This is a genomic window from Citrobacter europaeus (assembly GCA_020099315.1).
Classification (GTDB): Bacteria; Pseudomonadota; Gammaproteobacteria; order Enterobacterales; family Enterobacteriaceae; genus Citrobacter; species Citrobacter europaeus.
On record CP083650.1, the window covers coordinates 749,162 to 767,037 of the forward strand.

The window sequence follows — 17,876 nt, forward strand, 5'->3', positions numbered from 1 at the left end:
GGAAACATGAAAATGCTATGCGAGCGCATAATTAAGAATATATTAAAGCGCACCGAATGTGCGCTTAAGAACGTTATTTATGATTCACATGCTTGAGCTTGAGATTGGCAATTCCCGAGCGGTAACGCTGCTCCAGTGTTTCGCGGTTGGTGGCGGTCACTTCCAGATTGCGCAGCAGCCCGTCGTGAATACCATACGCCCAGCCGTGAATGGTAACTTTCTGGCTGCGCTTCCACGCGGATTGCATGATGGTTGAATGGCCCAGGTTATATACCTGCTCCATGACGTTGAGTTCGCACAGGGTGTCCATGCGACGTTCCTGCGGCATTTCGCCCAACAGTGAGCTATGTTTGAACCAGATATCCCGGATGTGCAGTAACCAGTTATCAATCAGCCCCTGTTCTTTATTTTCAATCGCTGCCTGGACGCCGCCGCATCCGTAGTGGCCGCAAATAATGATATGCTCGACTTTCAGAACATCAACGGCATACTGAACGACAGAAAGACAGTTAAGATCGGTATGGATCACCAGGTTGGCCACGTTACGGTGAACAAACAGTTCGCCAGGCTCAAGGCCGGTCAGGCGTTCGGCTGGTACGCGGCTGTCAGAGCAGCCAATCCACAGAAAGCGCGGGTTTTGCGCTTGCGCGAGTTTGCCAAAAAATCCGGGATCCTCTTCTACCAGCATCTTTGACCATAGTGCATTGTTGCTGATGAGTGTATCTATGTCTTTCATGGAGTTGTACGACCCGAAGCCAGATAAATTCGATGGGCTAATATAGGGTAACTCCAGCATTAATTAAACTATATATAAAATGTCAGAACGTAAGGTAAGTAAAAAACCATGACCATTGCTCTGGAACTTCAACAACTTAAAAAAACCTATCCCGGTGGCGTTCAGGCGCTACGCGGCATAGATTTGCAAGTCGAAGCGGGTGATTTTTATGCGCTTTTGGGACCGAATGGCGCAGGTAAATCTACCACCATCGGCATTATCAGTTCGCTGGTGAATAAAACTTCCGGACGGGTAAGCGTCTTCGGCTACGATCTCGATAAAGATACGGTTAACGCTAAACGTCAGCTTGGTCTGGTGCCACAGGAGTTTAACTTTAACCCGTTTGAAACCGTGCAGCAGATCGTGGTCAACCAGGCAGGCTACTACGGCGTTGAGCATAAAGAAGCCGTTAAGCGTAGCGAAATATATCTAAAACAGCTCGACTTGTGGGAAAAACGTAACGAACGTGCGCGTATGCTTTCCGGCGGGATGAAACGTCGTCTGATGATCGCGCGGGCGCTGATGCATCAGCCAAAACTGTTGATTCTCGATGAGCCGACGGCGGGCGTCGACATTGAGCTGCGTCGTTCAATGTGGGGCTTTTTAAAAGATTTAAACGACAAAGGCACCACGATTATTCTGACCACCCACTATCTCGAAGAAGCGGAAATGCTGTGTCGTAATATCGGTATTATTCAGCACGGCGAGCTGGTGGAAAATACCTCCATGAAGAGCCTGCTCTCTAAACTGAAATCCGAAACTTTTATCCTCGATCTGGCGCCGAAAAGCCCGCTGCCAAAACTGGAAGGTTATCAGTACCGGCTGGTGGATACCTCCACGCTGGAAGTGGAAGTTCTGCGTGAACAGGGGGTCAACAGCGTGTTCTCACAGCTGAGCGCCCAGGGGGTACAGGTATTGAGTATGCGCAACAAGGCGAACCGACTGGAGGAACTGTTTGTTTCCCTGGTGCATGAAAAACAAGGAGATCGCGCATGATGCAGCTTTACTGGGTAGCGCTGAAAAGCATCTGGGCGAAAGAGATCCACCGCTTTATGCGGATCTGGATCCAAACGCTGGTTCCTCCGGTCATTACCATGACGCTCTATTTTATTATCTTCGGTAATTTGATCGGCTCGCGTATCGGTGAAATGCACGGTTTTAGCTACATGCAGTTTATCGTGCCGGGGCTGATTATGATGGCGGTGATCACCAACTCGTACGCTAACGTGGCATCGTCATTCTTTAGCGCCAAGTTTCAGCGCAATATTGAAGAACTGCTGGTCGCCCCGGTGCCGACGCACGTGATCATCGCCGGTTTTGTCGGCGGCGGCGTGGCGCGCGGCCTGTGCGTAGGCATTCTGGTCACGGCTATCTCACTGTTCTTCGTGCCGTTCCAGGTGCACTCGTGGGTCTTTGTAGCGCTTACGCTGGTGCTGACGGCGGTGTTGTTCTCGCTGGCCGGATTGTTGAACGCGGTTTTCGCTAAAACCTTTGACGATATCAGCCTGATCCCGACTTTCGTGCTGACGCCGCTGACCTATCTGGGTGGCGTGTTCTATTCGTTAACGCTGCTGCCGCCTTTCTGGCAGGGACTGTCGCATCTGAACCCGATTGTCTACATGATTAGCGGTTTCCGCTACGGCTTCCTGGGTATTCATGATGTTCCGCTGGTCACCACGTTTGGCGTGCTGGTGGTGTTCATTGCAGCGTTTTACCTGCTGTGCTGGTACCTGATTCAGCGCGGACGCGGCCTGCGTAGCTAATTCTTTCTTCCTCTCCCTGGCCGGGAGAGGAAGACTTTTGATGCTTATCACCATTACCGATTTATCACCCTGATAAACTACTTGCCTGCTAAGGAGGTAGGCAATGTTAGGTTGGGTAATTACCTGTCATGACGATAAGGCACAGGACATGCTGCATCGTCTGGAGAAAAAGTACGGCCCGTTGGTCCAATGCCAGGCGGTAAGCTTTTGGCGTGGACTCAGTTCGAATATGCTAAGCCGCATGATGTGTCATGCCCTGCATGCCACCGACTCAGGCGAGGGCGTGATCTTCCTGACGGATATGGCCGGGGCCGCGCCTTACCGCGTCGCTTCGTTAATGAGCCACAAACATTCCCAGTGTGAAGTGATTTCAGGTATCAGCTATCCATTGCTTGAGCGAATGATATCGTCGCGGGAATCGATGAGCAGTTCTGCGTTTCGCGATTGCATCGTCGCGCTTGGCGGGCCTGAAGTCTCTAGCCTGTGGCACCAACAACAGAAAAATCCCCCGTTCGTGTTGAAGCATGATTTGTATGAGTATTAATCATTGGTATTGATGGCGCTTTTGCTACAATAGCCGGGGTTTCTCGCCTCGGTTATCTCATATGGTTATGCGCGTTCTGCTTGTTGTAGTGCTCCTGTTCTCTGGCAGCGTCGCCGCGGCTTTGCCTGCTCGCTATATGCAAACCACCGAAGCGGCCGCCGTATGGGCGCAGATTGGCAATAAGATGGTGACGGTCGGGAATATTCGCGCCGGGCAGATCCTTGCCGTTGAGCCCATCGCGGCAGACTATTACGAATTTACCTTTGGCTTTGGCACCGGATTTATTGATAAGGGACATCTGGAGCCGGTTCAGGGGCGGCAGAAAGTTGACGATGGTCTGGGCGATCTCAATAAACCCCTCAGCAATCAAAGCCTGGTGACCTGGAAAGATACGCCGGTGTATAACGCTCCGGATGTCGGTAGCGCTCCGTTTGGCGTGCTGGCGGATAATCTGCGATATCCGGTTATCAGCAAGCTTAAAGACCGTCTCAACCAGACCTGGTACCAGATCCGCATCGGCGGCAGACTGGCCTACATTAGCGCGCTGGATGCGCAGGAAGACAACGGTATCCCGGTGTTAACCTATCACCATATTCTGCGCGATGAAGAGAACACCCGCTTTCGTCACACCTCCACGACAACCTCCGTACGCGCCTTCAGCAACCAGATGGCCTGGCTCCACGACCGCGGCTATACCACGTTGACGATGTACCAACTGGAAGGCTATATCCGCAACAATATGAACCTCCCGGCGCGGGCGGTGGTGCTGACTTTTGATGATGGGCTGAAGTCGGTGAGCCGTTATGCTTACCCGATTCTGAAGCAGCACGGCATGAAGGCAACGGCGTTTATCATCTCCTCACGCATCAAGCGCCACCCGCAGAAGTGGGATCCGAAATCGCTGCAGTTTATGAGCCTCTCTGAACTGAACGAGATCCGCGACGTGTTCGACTTCCAGTCGCATACTCATTTTTTACATCGGGTGGATGCCAGTCACCGGCCAATCCTGCTGAGTCGCAGCTATCACAACATTCTGTTTGATTTTGCCCGTTCGCGCCGGGCGCTGTCCCAGTTTAATCCTCACGTCCTGTATCTTTCCTATCCGTTTGGCGGTTATAACGCTACGGCGGTAAAAGCGGCAGGCGACGCGGGATTCCATATGGCGGTCACCACGGTGAGAGGGAAGGTTAAGCCGGGGGATAATCCGTTCTTATTGAAAAGGCTTTATATTTTAAGAACGGATTCGCTGGAGACGATGTCGCGGCTGATAGTCAATCAGCCGCAGGGGTAAGGGCTGTCAGGCAACCTGTACCGGAATGGCTTTCGCGGTACGCTTCATCTCGTTGTCGCCTTCAAAGTAGGCGACTTTCGGACGCCAGGTACGGGCTTCTTCATCAGACATGGTGACGAAGCTGGCGATAATCACAATGTCGCCAACTTCAGCACAGTGCGCCGCCGCGCCGTTCACCGAGATGATTCTGGAGCCGCGTTCAGCCGCAATCGCATAGGTTGAGAAACGTTTACCGTTGGTCACGTTCCAGATATCAATAGCTTCGTTTTCCAGAATACCAGAGGCATCGAGGAAATCCTGGTCGATGGCGCAGGAGCCTTCGTAGTGCAGGTCCGCCTGCGTAACTTTTACGCGGTGGAGCTTGCCTTGCAGCATGGTGCGAATCATAACTTCTATACCCTGTCGTTTACCTTGGCTAAGCAGGCGCGAGTGGCCTGCTTTGAGAAATTCTCAGGCAGTATTGCCTGATTTTTAACCCGTGTCTACTGGGCTAATGTAACGCTTTGATTATCGATCAGGCGCGCCTGACCCAGCCAGGCGGCGGCCAGAATCACCGCGCGTTTACTGGTTTCCGTCAGTTCCTGTAGCGTGTCGGCATCACGGATTTGAATGTCGTCGGCACGGAAGCCTTTTTCATTCAGTTCCTGCTCGGCAATGGCAATAATCTCTTGCAGCTCACGATTACCCGCAATCAGTTTTTCAGCGATGCCGTTCATCACTTTGTGCAGACCTGGCGCAATTTTGCGCTGCTCTGTGGTCAGATAACCGTTACGTGAGCTAAGCGCCAGACCATCTTTGGCGCGGATAATCGGCACGCCAACGATCTCAATGTCATAACCCATATCCGCCACCATTTTGCGGATCAGCGCAAGTTGTTGGAAATCTTTCTCACCGAAGCAGGCGATATCTGGCTGGATCAGGTTAAACAGCTTGCTGACGATCGTGGCAACGCCACGGAAGTGGCCTGGACGGCTGGCGCCTTCCAGCATGGTGGAGAGGCCGGGAACATCAACGAAAGTCTGGCCTTCCAGACCCTGCGGATAAATTTCTTCCACGGCTGGGGCAAATACATAATCGACTTTGCGTTTGTTCAGCTTTTCGCAGTCTTCCTGCAGCGTGCGCGGATAACGTACCAGATCGTCCGGCCGGTCAAACTGCATCGGATTGACGAAAATGCTGACGATGACCACATCGGCCCGGGCTTTTGCCTCATCGACCAACTTCATATGGCCGTCGTGCAGGTTGCCCATAGTGGGAACCAGGGCGACGCGTTTGCCTTCCTGACGCAGACGGCGAATATGCTGGCGCAGCAGCGGCAGGGTTTCAATAATCAACACAACGAGACTCCTTAATGGAAACTGTGTTCTTCGCCCGGATAAACGCCGGACTCCACTTCAGCCATATACTGCCGTACGGCGGCGCGCATGTCGCCCGCTTCGGCAAGGAAATTTTTCGCGAATTTTGGAACATGACCGCCGGTGATGCCAAACGCATCGTGCATCACCAGGATCTGACCGTCGGTGACGTTGCCCGCGCCAATGCCGATTACCGGAATCGACAGCGCCTCAGTGACGCGCTTCGCCAGTTCCACCGGCACGCACTCGAGTACCAGCAACTGAGCGCCCGCGGCTTCTAAGGCCAGCGCATCATCCAGCAGTACCTGTCCGGCGTCGCCGCGGCCTTGAATTTTATAGCCGCCGAAGATATTCACCGACTGGGGGGTTAATCCCAGATGACCGCAAACCGGCACCGCGCGTTCGGTGAGCATTTTTACGGTATCCGTAAGCCAGGCGCCACCTTCGATTTTGACCATATTCGCGCCCGCGCGCATCACGATGGCGGCATTTTCAAATGTCTGCTCCGGCGTGGCGTAAGCCATAAACGGCAGGTCGGCGAGCAGCAGACAGTTGGGCGCGCCACGGCGTACGGCGCGGGTGTGATAGGCGATATCTTCCACGGTGACCGGCAGGGTGGAGTCGTGCCCCTGTACCGTCATGCCCAGCGAATCGCCAACCAGCATCACGTTGAGACCAACGTCGGCGAACAGTTTGGCAAAGCTATAGTCGTAGGCGGTGATTGTTGCGAAGCGCTTTTTCTCTTGTTTGCATTTCTGCAGCACAGCGATAGTAGTGGGTTTGCTCATAACCTCTCCGGCCATAATATTGATGAATAGAATGGGCGCATTGTAGGGGAATGAAGCAGAAAAGCGTTAGCCCTTTGTGGGAATTCCCGACGGTGCTCCGTCGGGAATATGTTCAGTGAGCATACCGTTGTGAAGGGACCGTGGGGTTATTCGTATTTTACATTCACCAATACGCGACTGTTTAACTCACCTGGCGTCACCGTGCCGCTATCAAGAATTTTTTGCATTCTGGAGTAAAAGGTCCAGGTGGTATCGCTGTAGGCCGTTGCGTTAAAGGTTGCTCGCGATGTGCCATCCGTATTCAACACATTCTTACGCGGGGCGTCCGTGGTAAAGATCACCACGCCGACGTTGTCTGCTCCGCCTGCGCTCTGGGTGAGCTCATTGGCAAACACCTGCTGATTACCCGCGGCAAACTGCCCGCTTTGCGGCGTGAATTCAAACGTCACATTGGTCATGGCCCCGTCGCTGACCGGGCAGCTCAGGAGCTTAATGGAGAACTCTTCTCCCCCCTTATAGTCGCTTTCGGCGGAAATGCCGTCAGCGAAATAGGCGGGACCTACGGTTGCGAAATTTACCGTTCCACTGCCATTAATTTCTATCTGGCAGGTATCCTTCTGCACGGTGGCGGTGAAATCCACGTTGGTGTCGGCATACAGCGGCGCGACAACCAGGGCTGTTGCCAGCCCTGGAATTAACGCGGAGAGTGTGAATCTACGCAAACGCATCATGGCGATTACCGTTACTGATAAGTAATGGTGAAAACAGTATTACTCAGGAAATCACCCGCAGTCAGTTGAGAAAGGAGTGTTGTCCCCCCGGATACCGGCACCAGACGCGCGCTTAACGGATAATCGACAGGCGTAGTAGAGGTCGCGGCTGAGAGATCGATAGTTTGCTCGCTTGTATCAGGGTGACCGCAGTTGAACTGGACGCTACCTGAGCCAGCGGGCGTTGCTGTTGACCATATTTCAATACCGGTTTTAGCCGCTTTGGTTTCTGACGCTGAGTTGTTGGCAAACTCAGGATTGTTGGAGCTTCCGCCGGTGCACAAGGTATTTGACGGAGTAATCCGCAGTTTTGCCGTTTTATCTTTTAACCCGGCGCAGTCGCTAAAGCGCAGGCTAAAAGGTTTTGATTTGCTTTTGGCCCAGACTTCCGAGATGTACACGTTGCCCAGGCCAATCGTAGCGGTGGCGGTCTCGCCGTCAACCACCGATGCCGAACAGGTGCCGGCGGTGATATTAGCCTCTACGGTTAAATCCAGGCTTGCCGTGCCGTCGGCCTGCGCCAGGGTAGAAACGCCCGTACCCATCGTTGCCAGTGCGCCAAAAATTAACCCGCGCAAAAATTGTTTTTTCATTATCATCGTCCCTGTTATTGATAAGTGAAGGTAAAGGTCGCTTTGGCGCTGAATGCGCCGGTGGTGCCCGCGCCATCCGTCAGTTCACGCAGCGCCACGGTCATTTCAAGGGCGTTGTTGGTGCGCTCTTCAGGAGTCCAGTTGAGGGTGCCGGACCCCGGCGTTAAATAGGTTTCGCCGCTGGCGCTTTTACGCTTAAAGCCCATACCGATATTGGTGGCCGCACCGGTTTCGGCGGATTCATTTTTAATAAAATTGCCGCTGGCGGAGGCCGAGGTGGCCAGCGAGGTGGCGATATTGGTCATTGAGCCGGCACATTCGCTGGAGACAAACTTAAAGTTCTTCTGCGATTCCGCCGATTTTTTGACGATCTTATCCAGACCGACGTCGCCCACCGTTAACTTAAAGCCGTTGGTGGCGTCGCCGGAAACGGATGAACCATCCAGCGCGGCAATGGTCATGTTACAGGTGGTGCCCAGTACGGTCGCGGTGAAGTCGACGTTCACTGTTTCCGCCTGGCTGGTCAGCGGAAAAAGTACCGCGAGTACGGAGGCAGCTAAAAAGCGCTTATTCCTTTTCATTGGGGATTCCATTTACATTGTGGTTGATGACACGACACGTAATGTTGTCTAACAGTAGGGTCTGGCTGGCGCCGACCGTTTGTTGTGTTGCCGGCAACTGGAAAGTTGCCTGACAACGGGTTGGCTGGTTATTTTCGAACCAGTTCACCGAAAGTTCGCCGCTGTCGCTAATGCCGCGAACAAATGCCTGGCCGCCCTGGCCCATATTGCCGATCTGCACGTCGTTCTCGTAGACTTCAGCGCCGAATGGAATGGTTTTACCATCGTCGCGCGTCATGTTGAGAATGGCTGAACGCCCTTCATCGGTTTCAAAACTGGCGAAAACGACCGCGCCATCGCGTGGAACCAGGGTGGCGCTGGTGCTCTTGAGCTCGACGTCGTTATCCATTGTGTCAATGTCGAGGTTGACCTGGTTTTCACGGTAGGCCGTCAGCGAGTTCGTTGCGCCGTAACCCCAGCGGTCAATGGTGCTGCTGCCGCCGTTAATTTTGGCGCCTTTGGCGCCAGGGGCTTTCACCAGCACGATGGCATCGTTGTTGCCGAAGCTGTCGCTGGAGAAGGTCAGACCGCCGCTGTGCAGTACAAAGCCGCCATTGGTGGAAAGCGAGTACTGACGGTTGCTGTCGTTATTCGCCGAAGCGGATGCCGAAATATCACCCCACGGCGACTGGTAGCTGGTGTAGCCGCCGACATCAGAGATGTTCTTACCCTCTTTTTGCATGGTGTAGCCGGTGTTGACGCTGTAGTTGAACTTGTTGTCTTCACTGCTGCCGCTACTGTTCATGCTGAGCTGATGCCCACCGTTAAAATCGGTACGCATCTGGGTGCTCAGGTTATTGAAGCCTGAGCGGCGATGTTCACCGCCCAGCAGGTTTGCCAGCGGTATGTTGAAGTTGATATAGAGCGAATCATCCTTCTGACCTTCTTCATCCCAGGTGCGCTGCAGGTTGATGCTCATGCTGCCCCAGGAGAAGCCTTTTCCGTAGCCCATGCTGTAATCGCTGCGGCTCTCGTTGCTCGCCCAATAGTCGGTCCAGGTGGCTGACAGATAAAATGAACCGTAATCAACCTCAGCCGACTGCAAAGGCTGGTTCATGCTGACGGTGACCTGATTCTTCATGCGCGAGAAGTTATTCATGGTGTCCTGCTCGGCATCTTCACCTTTGAATTTGGCGTCGTCGATAAGCTCGATAGCATCATTCAGGCCGAGATAGTTTTGCGTCGAATAGCGGTATGCCGCGACGTTGAACGACGTATCGGTCGCTTCAATCAGTTTGTTCCACGTTACGCGATAGCTTTGTCCCTGATAGGTTTTGTCGTCCGGGATTTCCGCGCGCGAGTGGGTTACGTCGACCGCCAGCGCGCCAAAGGACGTGTTCAGGCCGAGGCCGAAGAGCCCTGCAAGGTAGTTATTATCCGTGGCCTGAACGCCGGTGTAGGCCGTCAGCACGTTGTTCAGACCGTAGTAGTACGAACCCTGCGCCATATTGGGCTTGTCGTGAAGTTCGTCGTTATTGACTTCCCCGACGCTCAGATCCCAGCGCCCGACGCCCGGACGCTGCATCTGCATGACTGAAGAAAACGGCTGAGAGAAGGTGCGTTTGCTGCCGTCGGCTTCTTCGATGGTGACGACCAGATCGCTACCGTAGCCGGACGGGCTGATATCGTTGATTTCGAAAGGTCCCGGCGGGACGGTCGCTTCATAAATCTTGTAGCTGCCCTGAGTGATGGTCACTTTGGCGTTGGTGTTGGCGACGCCACGGATGATCGGCGCGTAGTTAGCCAACTGCGAAGGCAGCATGCGCGTGTCGCTATACAGACGCGCGCCGCGAATACTCACCGAGTCGAAGGTTTCGCCGGTGGTATAGGCTTCGCCGACGATCAGCTGTGAGCGTAGCGCCGGCAGGTCGCGCTGCAGATAACGGTTCTGATAGTCGAAATTACTGTCGCCATCTTTCGTCCAGTTATAGTTGCCGCTGGCGCGCAGGCGCCATGCGCCGAGGTTGATACCGGTGTTAAATGCGGCGTACAGGCTGTCGTTGTCAGTACCACTGCTGGTGCTGTGGTAGCCGTTAAGGTTATAGGAAAATAACGCCGCCGGAATACCACTTTCCCACAGGGATGGTTCAACATAGCCAGAATAACCTTTGATCAGCCACGCCTGCGGAATGGAGACATCCAGACGTTGTTCGCCCATATCAAAGCTCACGTTTGACTGATCGATGAGCGCCGGAAGGTTTAAACAGTCTTCCTCTTCTTCATTGCCTTTCTTCAGAATGGCCTGCTCACCGGAGAGTTCAGGCTGTTTGATATGCAACTGCGCCAGGTTTTTTGACGTCAGGCAGGCTTGCGCACTCTTTTTACCGGTATCAATAAACGGTATCGACAGGGTGGCAACCGCTTTTTCGTTAACGTAAACCTTTACATTGTAGATCCCCGCTGGCGTTGGGTTGCCATCGGCATATTTACTGATATCAATCGTTGAGGCACTGCTCCCCATCAGGAAGGTGCTGTCATATTCAACGCTTTCGGCGGTTAAACCCGACTGGCTATAAAACAGTGCGCAGCAAACCGCCAGCAGCGTTTTTTTCGGCATCTTATTTTTATGAGGAACGTTTTGCACCGTCTTTTCATCCTGCGTTTTGATTAATTGATTACAGAGAAACGGAACCTTCGATCATGCCGCCGTAATCATTAATGGCGTGGTAGTCCAGCTTGCCTGAGGTGGCGTTTTGCAGACCTTTAACGCTGAAGGATGCTTTACTCAGAGGTGCAACCATGGTGGCGTCGACGGTGTAGCGTTTTCCGCCAACCGTAACGACGGCATCATTAAACGAAACGTAGTAAGGGGTTGGGTTATTCACCTGCACGGCTGCTTTGCCTTGTTCATTCCCCATCTGCCACTTCAACTGTTTGGTGGCTTCGGCAGGTGAACCCTGAAGACCCGCAGGGCGGTAAAACAATTTGATGCGAGTGCGGAAGGCCAACTGCAGCAAATTTTTGTTTTCTTCTTTGCTGGTGTCGGCTTTAGGCGGTACTTCCAGCACGTTAAACCAGAACACGCTTTCGCGGTCTTTTGGCAATGCGGTGGCCTGGGTATACATGATTTTTACGGATTGACCGCGTTTGGGTTCAATACGTGAAACCGGAGGTGTGGAGACGAAAGGCGCCTTAATACTGCCCGGATCGCTGTTTTCATTCCCCATATCAATCCAGTTTTGCACCAGTAATGGGCGAGTCCCTTTGTTTTCCAGGCGAACACTGACATCTTTTTTATTTTCATCATAAATGATGCGCGTGCCGGAAATAATGATATCGGCATAGCTGATATTACTAAATAAGCTTCCTGCAAGTACCAATGTGGTAAGCGTTTTCTTAAAATTCAACATGAGTATTCCTTGCCTGTAAATAGTTGGATGTTTATATATAAATGACGGGGGAGTGATTGCTGTAGTCATCACTACCCCGTTATTACACGACGTGTTAATAGAAATGAATCCTGAATACTACATGGTGCTATTAACGATCGTCTTATTACCTGTTTATTTCATCGTTAAAAAAAACGATTACTGATAGGTAAAGGTATACATTGCGTTGGTGGTAACGTGACCTGGGGTTACTGTATCAGTACCGTTCGCTTTAACGTAAGAAGCTACGAAGTTATAGGTCGCGATTTTGCCTTCATTGAAAGTAGCTTCGTGAACGTCTGCACCATCAACTTTCATCAGCGTTTTGCTGACGTCGTCATGGATAGCGATGTTTACGTTCTTCGCAGCAGCCATGCCAGCAGCAGTCAGGTTGGTGTCGTTATCCAGAGTCCCTTTGGTGTTACCAAAAGCAGAGACCATTGACAGACTAGCCTTAGTGGTGGTGGTCACTTCGGCAGCATCTTTACAGTTCAGAATGATGGAGAAAGGTTCTGCTTTTGCGCCGTAAGTAGAATCAGCGACTTCAGTGGTGATATCAGCAGGTGTTGCGGTCTCCAGATAGACGTTGCCATCGGTGGACTCGTCACCACGGCTGGTGGAAACGACTTTAGAACAGGTTGTTGCGCTCACTAAACCGTGAAAATTAATCTGGCCGCCTTCTGCATCCGCTGCCATTGCTGAAGTTGAACCCATTGCCATAACCATGGCTGCTGCCAAAATTGCTTTTTTCATTACTGTATCCTTACAGGATTTGAAATATTAGATAATTGCTACTTTTGCTATGTTAAATAGCAGGGGCATATTTTAGTTGTTGGTAATGTTTTGTAAAATAATTTGTGTTTATGAATTTGGGGGAATCATTTTATTTTGGCATTATTTTGGGGAAAGTCTTATTTTGTTCTTTTTGTCATATTATTACAGGATATGGTTTTTTGTAAGAGCGCATGGAAACTAATCAATAATTATTCATTAATAATAATTATTTTACATGGGTTGTGGCGGATGAACGTGTATAAATTAGTTTTGCTAAAAACAAATTGTAGTTTAATTTATATGGAAGGTGTTTTTCCGTAATTAACTTTGTTATATAACGCTGCTACCAGCGTGCAGGGCAGGGGGAGGTTTGCTGGACGAGCAACGCAAGTGATTGTTGATCATCCGGGAAGATAAGCTCAGGCGCAATTTCGAATAACGGCCACAGCATAAAACCACGGTTTTTCATGTCGTAGTGCGGCACGGTCAGACGGTCGGTGTTAATCACTTCATCGCCAAACAGCATAATGTCGAGGTCCAGCGTACGTGGCCCCCAGCGTTCAGCTTTGCGCACGCGGCCCTGTTGCAGTTCAATACGCTGAGTATGGTCCAGCAATGCTTCGGGGGTGAGAGTGGTTTCCAGCGCCACGGCGGCGTTCAGGTAGTCTGGTTGATCCTGAGGACCTAACGGTGGTGTACGGTAAAACGAGGAGATTGCCACGATGCGGCTGTCGGGAATGTCGCCAATCGCTTTGACGGCAGCATTAACCTGCTCCAGTGGGGAAGCGAGGTTACTGCCGAGGGCGATATATACCCGTCGTGTTTCAGGCTGCATCTGCGTCGCCGCCTTGATGCAACCCGAAATCCATTGGGTATACGTGATGGGTCATGCGGAACCTTCACGACGCGGCGCGCGTTTACGCGGGCGACGATGACGACGGCGTACGTCTGGCTCTTCATCCAGTTCGTTCAGCATGCCTTTTTGTTCTGGCGGCGCTGAAACCTGGAATTCACCCCACCATTTCGCCAGTCGTTGCAGTTCGGCATTGTTTTCTACTTCGGCGCGCAGGGCCAGCAGATCGTAAGCGGCGCGGAACTTCGGATGCTCCATCAGCTTCCAGGCGCGTTTACCCTGACGACGAGACATGCGTAGCTGCAACTGCCAGATATCGCGGGTCAGCGAGGTCAGACGTTTTGGTATAGCCAGCGAGCGGCAGGCTTCGTCCAGCACGTCGTTCATTGCCAGCGCGAATGCGTCGTAGTAGGCCAGACCGCTTTCCTGCGCAATTTTCTGTGCGGCTTCCAGTAACGGATACCAGAACATGGCGGCGAACAAGAACGCCGGGTTAACGCGCATATCATTGTGAATGCGGTTATCGGTATTCTTCAGTACCTGGGCGATGATGCGTTCCATCGGGCTGTCACCGTCTTCGGTGAAATAGCGCGTAATGGTTGGGAACAGCGGCTGGAACAGGCTGTACTCACGCAGTTTTTTATAGGTTTCATACCCATAGCCCGCTTGTAACAGCTTAAGCGCTTCTTCGAACAGGCGTGCGGGGGGAATATCGTTAAGCAGCGTTGCCAGACGCGGGATCGGCTCTGCGGTTTCCGGGCTGATACGCATGTCGAGCTTGGCGGCAAAGCGCACGGCGCGCAGCATACGCACAGGGTCTTCGCGATAGCGCGTTTCCGGATTACCGATCAGGCGAATGATGCCCTCTTCGAGATCCTGCATGCCGCCGACGTAATCGCGCACGGTGAAATCGGCCACGCTGTAATATAGGCTGTTAATCGTGAAGTCGCGACGCTGGGCATCTTCTTCAATGGAGCCGAAGATGTTGTCGCGCAGCAGCATGCCGTTTTGTCCGCGCTGGGAAGTTGTGCGATCGGACTCGCTGCCTTCATGATGACCGCGGAAAGTCGCCACTTCGATGATTTCCGGGCCAAACATGACATGGGCCAGACGGAAACGGCGACCGACCAGGCGACAGTTACGAAACAGTTTTCGCACCTGATCTGGCGTAGCGTTAGTGGTGACATCAAAATCTTTCGGCTTTTTGCCCAGCAAAAGATCGCGTACGCCTCCGCCAACCAGCCATGCCTCGTATCCGGCCTTATTGAGCCTGTACATTACCTTCAGGGCATTTTCACTGATATCTTTGCGGGAGATAGAGTGCTGCTCACGCGGGATTACCGTCATATGTGGACGGGCGACGGCAAGCTCGGCCTCGCGCTCCTCGCGGCTTAGCACCTTGCGGCAAAAATTAGCGACTCGGGTAAAAATAGTGCACCTCGGTAGTGTCAAACTTCAATCAGAACAAGTGTTGCTGTGTAAAAATAGCGGCTAATCATAGCTCAGCATGGCGCATTTGAGAATGGCGGATTTAATATCGCCGATTCTGGCACTGCTTTCAGGCTCCAGTTTTCCACTGCAAACGCCAGGATCTGCTCCACGCGCATCTCCTGCCACGGAAGATCGGCGCGCTGGCCGAGAAAGCGCAGCGCGGCGACAATCACCGGACGCGGATCGCCTTTCGGCAATGCAGGTGCATGATTTTGCTTGGAAAGTTTAGCGCCTTGCTCGTTAAGCGCCAGCGGCAGATGAATATAGTCTGGCGCCTGCCAGCCAAACTGCTGATACAACGAAATCTGCCGTACCGTTGGCTCGATAAGATCGGCGCCGCGCACAATCTCGGTTACGCCCTGGAAGTGGTCATCGACGACCACCGCGAGGTTATAGGCAAACAGTCCGTCGCGCCGGTGGATAATAAAATCTTCGCCTGCAAGCTGTGGGTCGGCCTGAATCACGCCGCGCAACTGGTCCGTAAACTGCATTACCGGATGGCGTTGCTTAATGCGAACTGCGGCCTGTTCAGGCCCGTGGCGCAGCTCACGGCAGTGACCATCGTAAATGCCGCCGACGCTTTGAATACGCGCGCGCGTACAGGTGCAGTAATAGCTCAGATCCTGTTGATGCAGCCAGGCGAGCGCTTCTCTGTAGGCGTCATGGCGCTGGGATTGCCACAAAATGTCGCCATCCCAGTGCAGTCCGTAATGTTCCAGCTGACGCAGAATCGTATCTGCAGCACCGGGAACTTCACGAGGGGGGTCAATATCTTCAATGCGTACTCGCCAGATTCCGCGCCGGGCACGAGCCTGCAGGTAACTGCCGAGGGCGGCAATCAGTGAACCGAAATGCAGTTCGCCGGAGGGGGAAGGGGCGAAGCGGCCAATATAATGTGAATCGCTCATTTTGCGGACTAACAAATAATAAGGCGGGAGATGCTCCCGCCTGTAGTAAACGTGGTAAAAATGACCGGAATTAACCTGCCATTTGTTTTTCGCGGATTTCTGCCAGCGTTTTACAGTCGATGCACAGATCGGCTGTCGGACGCGCTTCCAGACGGCGAATACCAATTTCTACGCCGCATGATTCGCAGTAGCCGAAATCTTCGTCTTCCACTTTCTTCAGCGTCTTCTCGATCTTTTTGATCAGTTTGCGCTCACGGTCACGGTTACGCAGCTCAAGGCTGAATTCTTCTTCCTGTGCGGCGCGGTCCACCGGATCAGGGAAGTTAGCCGCTTCGTCTTGCATATGAGATACGGTGCGATCAACTTCATCCCTAAGTTGATTACGCCATGCCTCAAGAATACGCCTGAAGTGCGACAGCTGGGCTTCGTTCATATACTCTTCGCCCGGTTTCTCCTGGTACGGCTCCACCCCAGCGATGGCGAGAATACTCAGGGACGATGTTTTACGGTTTTGCCCTTCTTGCATGTTGCTTCTCCTTAACACGCACTATCGATCCCCATGTTCGGGGGAAAAATCAGGTCGCTATAAATAGCAGATGCTTTTCCGGATAGCAATTATCTAAACGTAACACTTGACAACCCTGTGAGGAAAAGCGTATTTGCCCACGCGCCCAGAATACTAATTAACCAAATGTTTACACCATTACAAGGTAATGGGCAACGGCTCTTTAAGAGTCATACCATGGGCAGAAAGTTCCGCTTTATAAACCAGAATTTCTACCCCCTTAAGCTGTGCTTCAACTAATAATTGCGCATATTTTGCATCGATATGGCGCGCGGGTGAAAACCGTGTAATGGCTGAATGCAGCACCGCGAAAAATATCACCGCCCGCTTGCCTTCGGCCGCTACGCTCATCAATTCCCGAAGATGTTTCTGACCTCGTTCAGTGATGGCATCGGGAAAATAACCCTGATCTTTTTCCGCCAACGTGACTGATTTCACTTCAATATAGCAGTCTGGTCGGGAATTCGCCTGCAACAAAAAGTCGATGCGGCTCCCTTCGGCGCCGTATTTTACTTCGCTTTTCAAGACGCTGTAGCCTGAAACTTCCGAAATTAACGCCTGCTGAATCGACTCTTTCGTTAATCTATTGGCCCACAGTGTGTTAACACAAATAAATGCCCCGGATTGGGTTTGCGTTAATTCCCAGGTATGTGGATATTTCCGTTTAGTATTTTCTGATGTCGAATACCAGACGGTGTCACCCGGGGTTGCGCATCCGGTCATCGCGCCGGTATTTGGGCAGTGTAGCGTTAACTCAGTGCCATCCGGTGTGATCACATCCGCTAAAAAGCGCTTGTAGCGCTGTATGAGCGTAGCCGGTTGTAAAGGTGGAGAAAATTGCATCAGCAGTCCCTTTAATTATTCAGTCAGCGTCCAGCGTTGCAGCTGTGTATAACGCGTGCGTCCTCGTGCAAATGAGGAGGAGTAAAGCGCAAATTCCGTGACCGGAAACGACCAGCCAAAGCCCGGTGGGGGGATGAGAACCGCGTGGCCGGCATCGCGCAGCAGCGTGATATGCGGATGAAACGGCTGCGGGCTTTGGTAGCACCCACTGCGCGCGGCCTGCGCCCGCAGCATATTCGCCAGTTGCAGCAGCCCGCGCGGCGGCTGACGCATTCCCAGCCACACGACTCTGGATCGCAGCCATTGCCCGGCATCATCGAACTTGAGCGTAAAACCCGGCTGGCGAATACGCCCCGCGAGCTGCGACAGCGCCTGCTGCTTCTCCGCGCTGACATCGCCTAAAAAGGCCAGCGTCAAATGCAGATTATCGGCGGCGACGGGACGACCCGCTTCTGAGGGGAACTGCGCGGCCCGCCAGTGGATTAACTGCTCCCGAACCTCGCCTGGCAATTCAATCGCAAAGAACAGCCTTTTTGGCTCAGACATGATGGATACTCGGTTATGAATTAACGCGA

The 17,876-nt window shown here is 52.6% G+C and carries 20 protein-coding genes; 4 read left to right on the top strand and 16 right to left on the bottom strand.

Translation table 11 applies throughout. The features are described 5' to 3' along the window. Window positions 1-73: 73 nt before the first annotated feature. The gene (gene can, locus LA337_03520) at window positions 74-736 is read right to left on the bottom strand and encodes a carbonate dehydratase (protein UBI16779.1); all 663 of its coding nucleotides are present in this window, start codon (window positions 734-736) and stop codon (window positions 74-76) included. 108 nt (window positions 737-844) lie between these two features. On the opposite strand from can, the gene LA337_03525 reads away from it, so the two are divergent. From LA337_03525 to LA337_03540, 4 genes are all read left to right on the top strand, one after another. Next, on the top strand, window positions 845-1,771 hold the full coding sequence (locus tag LA337_03525; GenBank protein UBI16780.1) for an ABC transporter ATP-binding protein: 927 nt from the start codon (window positions 845-847) through the stop codon (window positions 1,769-1,771). After that, window positions 1,768-2,538: an ABC transporter permease gene (locus tag LA337_03530; protein UBI16781.1), complete on the top strand. Its 771-nt coding sequence runs from the start codon at window positions 1,768-1,770 to the stop codon at window positions 2,536-2,538. The genes LA337_03525 and LA337_03530 overlap by 4 nt, the downstream gene beginning before the upstream one ends. A gap of 103 nt (window positions 2,539-2,641) precedes the next feature. Next, on the top strand, window positions 2,642-3,082 hold the full coding sequence (locus tag LA337_03535) for a PTS sugar transporter subunit IIA (GenBank protein ID UBI16782.1): 441 nt from the start codon (window positions 2,642-2,644) through the stop codon (window positions 3,080-3,082). A gap of 61 nt (window positions 3,083-3,143) precedes the next feature. Then, on the top strand, window positions 3,144-4,373 hold the full coding sequence (locus tag LA337_03540) for a polysaccharide deacetylase family protein (GenBank protein ID UBI16783.1): 1,230 nt from the start codon (window positions 3,144-3,146) through the stop codon (window positions 4,371-4,373). Between the two features lie 6 nt (window positions 4,374-4,379). Here LA337_03540 and panD read toward each other — a convergent pair whose 3' ends face one another. The 15 genes from panD to thpR all read right to left on the bottom strand — a co-directional run bounded on the left by panD (window position 4,380) and on the right by thpR (window position 17,847). Then, window positions 4,380-4,760 (bottom strand): aspartate 1-decarboxylase, encoded by a 381-nt coding sequence (gene panD / locus LA337_03545; GenBank protein ID UBI16784.1) that lies wholly within the window; start codon window positions 4,758-4,760, stop codon window positions 4,380-4,382. 95 nt (window positions 4,761-4,855) lie between these two features. Continuing rightward, complete coding sequence (panC, locus tag LA337_03550) at window positions 4,856-5,710, bottom strand: pantoate--beta-alanine ligase (protein UBI16785.1); 855 nt, start codon at window positions 5,708-5,710, stop codon at window positions 4,856-4,858. Between the two features lie 11 nt (window positions 5,711-5,721). After that, window positions 5,722-6,516 carry a 3-methyl-2-oxobutanoate hydroxymethyltransferase gene (gene panB, locus LA337_03555; GenBank protein UBI16786.1) on the bottom strand — a complete coding sequence of 265 codons (795 nt, stop codon included), beginning with the start codon at window positions 6,514-6,516 and terminating at the stop codon, window positions 5,722-5,724. A 146-nt stretch (window positions 6,517-6,662) separates the two neighbouring features. Next, on the bottom strand, window positions 6,663-7,247 hold the full coding sequence (locus LA337_03560; protein ID UBI16787.1) for a fimbrial protein: 585 nt from the start codon (window positions 7,245-7,247) through the stop codon (window positions 6,663-6,665). A gap of 11 nt (window positions 7,248-7,258) precedes the next feature. Then, window positions 7,259-7,879 carry a fimbrial protein gene (locus LA337_03565; GenBank protein ID UBI16788.1) on the bottom strand — a complete coding sequence of 207 codons (621 nt, stop codon included), beginning with the start codon at window positions 7,877-7,879 and terminating at the stop codon, window positions 7,259-7,261. A 14-nt stretch (window positions 7,880-7,893) separates the two neighbouring features. Continuing rightward, a complete protein-coding gene (locus LA337_03570) occupies window positions 7,894-8,460 on the bottom strand; it encodes a fimbrial protein (GenBank protein ID UBI16789.1) in 567 nt (188 codons plus the stop codon). Continuing rightward, on the bottom strand, window positions 8,447-11,083 hold the full coding sequence (locus LA337_03575; GenBank protein UBI16790.1) for an outer membrane usher protein: 2,637 nt from the start codon (window positions 11,081-11,083) through the stop codon (window positions 8,447-8,449). Before LA337_03575 ends, LA337_03570 begins: the two co-directional genes overlap by 14 nt. Window positions 11,084-11,114: 31 nt before the next feature. Then, complete coding sequence (locus tag LA337_03580) at window positions 11,115-11,849, bottom strand: fimbrial chaperone (GenBank protein ID UBI16791.1); 735 nt, start codon at window positions 11,847-11,849, stop codon at window positions 11,115-11,117. Between the two features lie 177 nt (window positions 11,850-12,026). After that, window positions 12,027-12,620, bottom strand: coding sequence for a fimbrial protein (locus LA337_03585; GenBank protein UBI16792.1), 594 nt, complete (start codon window positions 12,618-12,620; stop codon window positions 12,027-12,029). 364 nt (window positions 12,621-12,984) lie between these two features. Then, on the bottom strand, window positions 12,985-13,476 hold the full coding sequence (gene folK / locus LA337_03590) for a 2-amino-4-hydroxy-6-hydroxymethyldihydropteridine diphosphokinase (GenBank protein UBI16793.1): 492 nt from the start codon (window positions 13,474-13,476) through the stop codon (window positions 12,985-12,987). A 51-nt stretch (window positions 13,477-13,527) separates the two neighbouring features. Then, the gene (gene pcnB, locus LA337_03595; protein ID UBI18396.1) at window positions 13,528-14,925 is read right to left on the bottom strand and encodes a polynucleotide adenylyltransferase PcnB; all 1,398 of its coding nucleotides are present in this window, start codon (window positions 14,923-14,925) and stop codon (window positions 13,528-13,530) included. A 71-nt stretch (window positions 14,926-14,996) separates the two neighbouring features. Next, window positions 14,997-15,893, bottom strand: coding sequence for a tRNA glutamyl-Q(34) synthetase GluQRS (gene gluQRS, locus LA337_03600; GenBank protein ID UBI16794.1), 897 nt, complete (start codon window positions 15,891-15,893; stop codon window positions 14,997-14,999). A 70-nt stretch (window positions 15,894-15,963) separates the two neighbouring features. Next, window positions 15,964-16,419 (bottom strand): RNA polymerase-binding protein DksA, encoded by a 456-nt coding sequence (gene dksA / locus LA337_03605; GenBank protein UBI16795.1) that lies wholly within the window; start codon window positions 16,417-16,419, stop codon window positions 15,964-15,966. Between the two features lie 177 nt (window positions 16,420-16,596). Continuing rightward, complete coding sequence (sfsA, locus tag LA337_03610; protein ID UBI16796.1) at window positions 16,597-17,301, bottom strand: DNA/RNA nuclease SfsA; 705 nt, start codon at window positions 17,299-17,301, stop codon at window positions 16,597-16,599. A 15-nt stretch (window positions 17,302-17,316) separates the two neighbouring features. Continuing rightward, a complete protein-coding gene (thpR, locus tag LA337_03615; GenBank protein UBI16797.1) occupies window positions 17,317-17,847 on the bottom strand; it encodes an RNA 2',3'-cyclic phosphodiesterase in 531 nt (176 codons plus the stop codon). Between the last annotated feature and the right edge of the window lie 29 nt (window positions 17,848-17,876).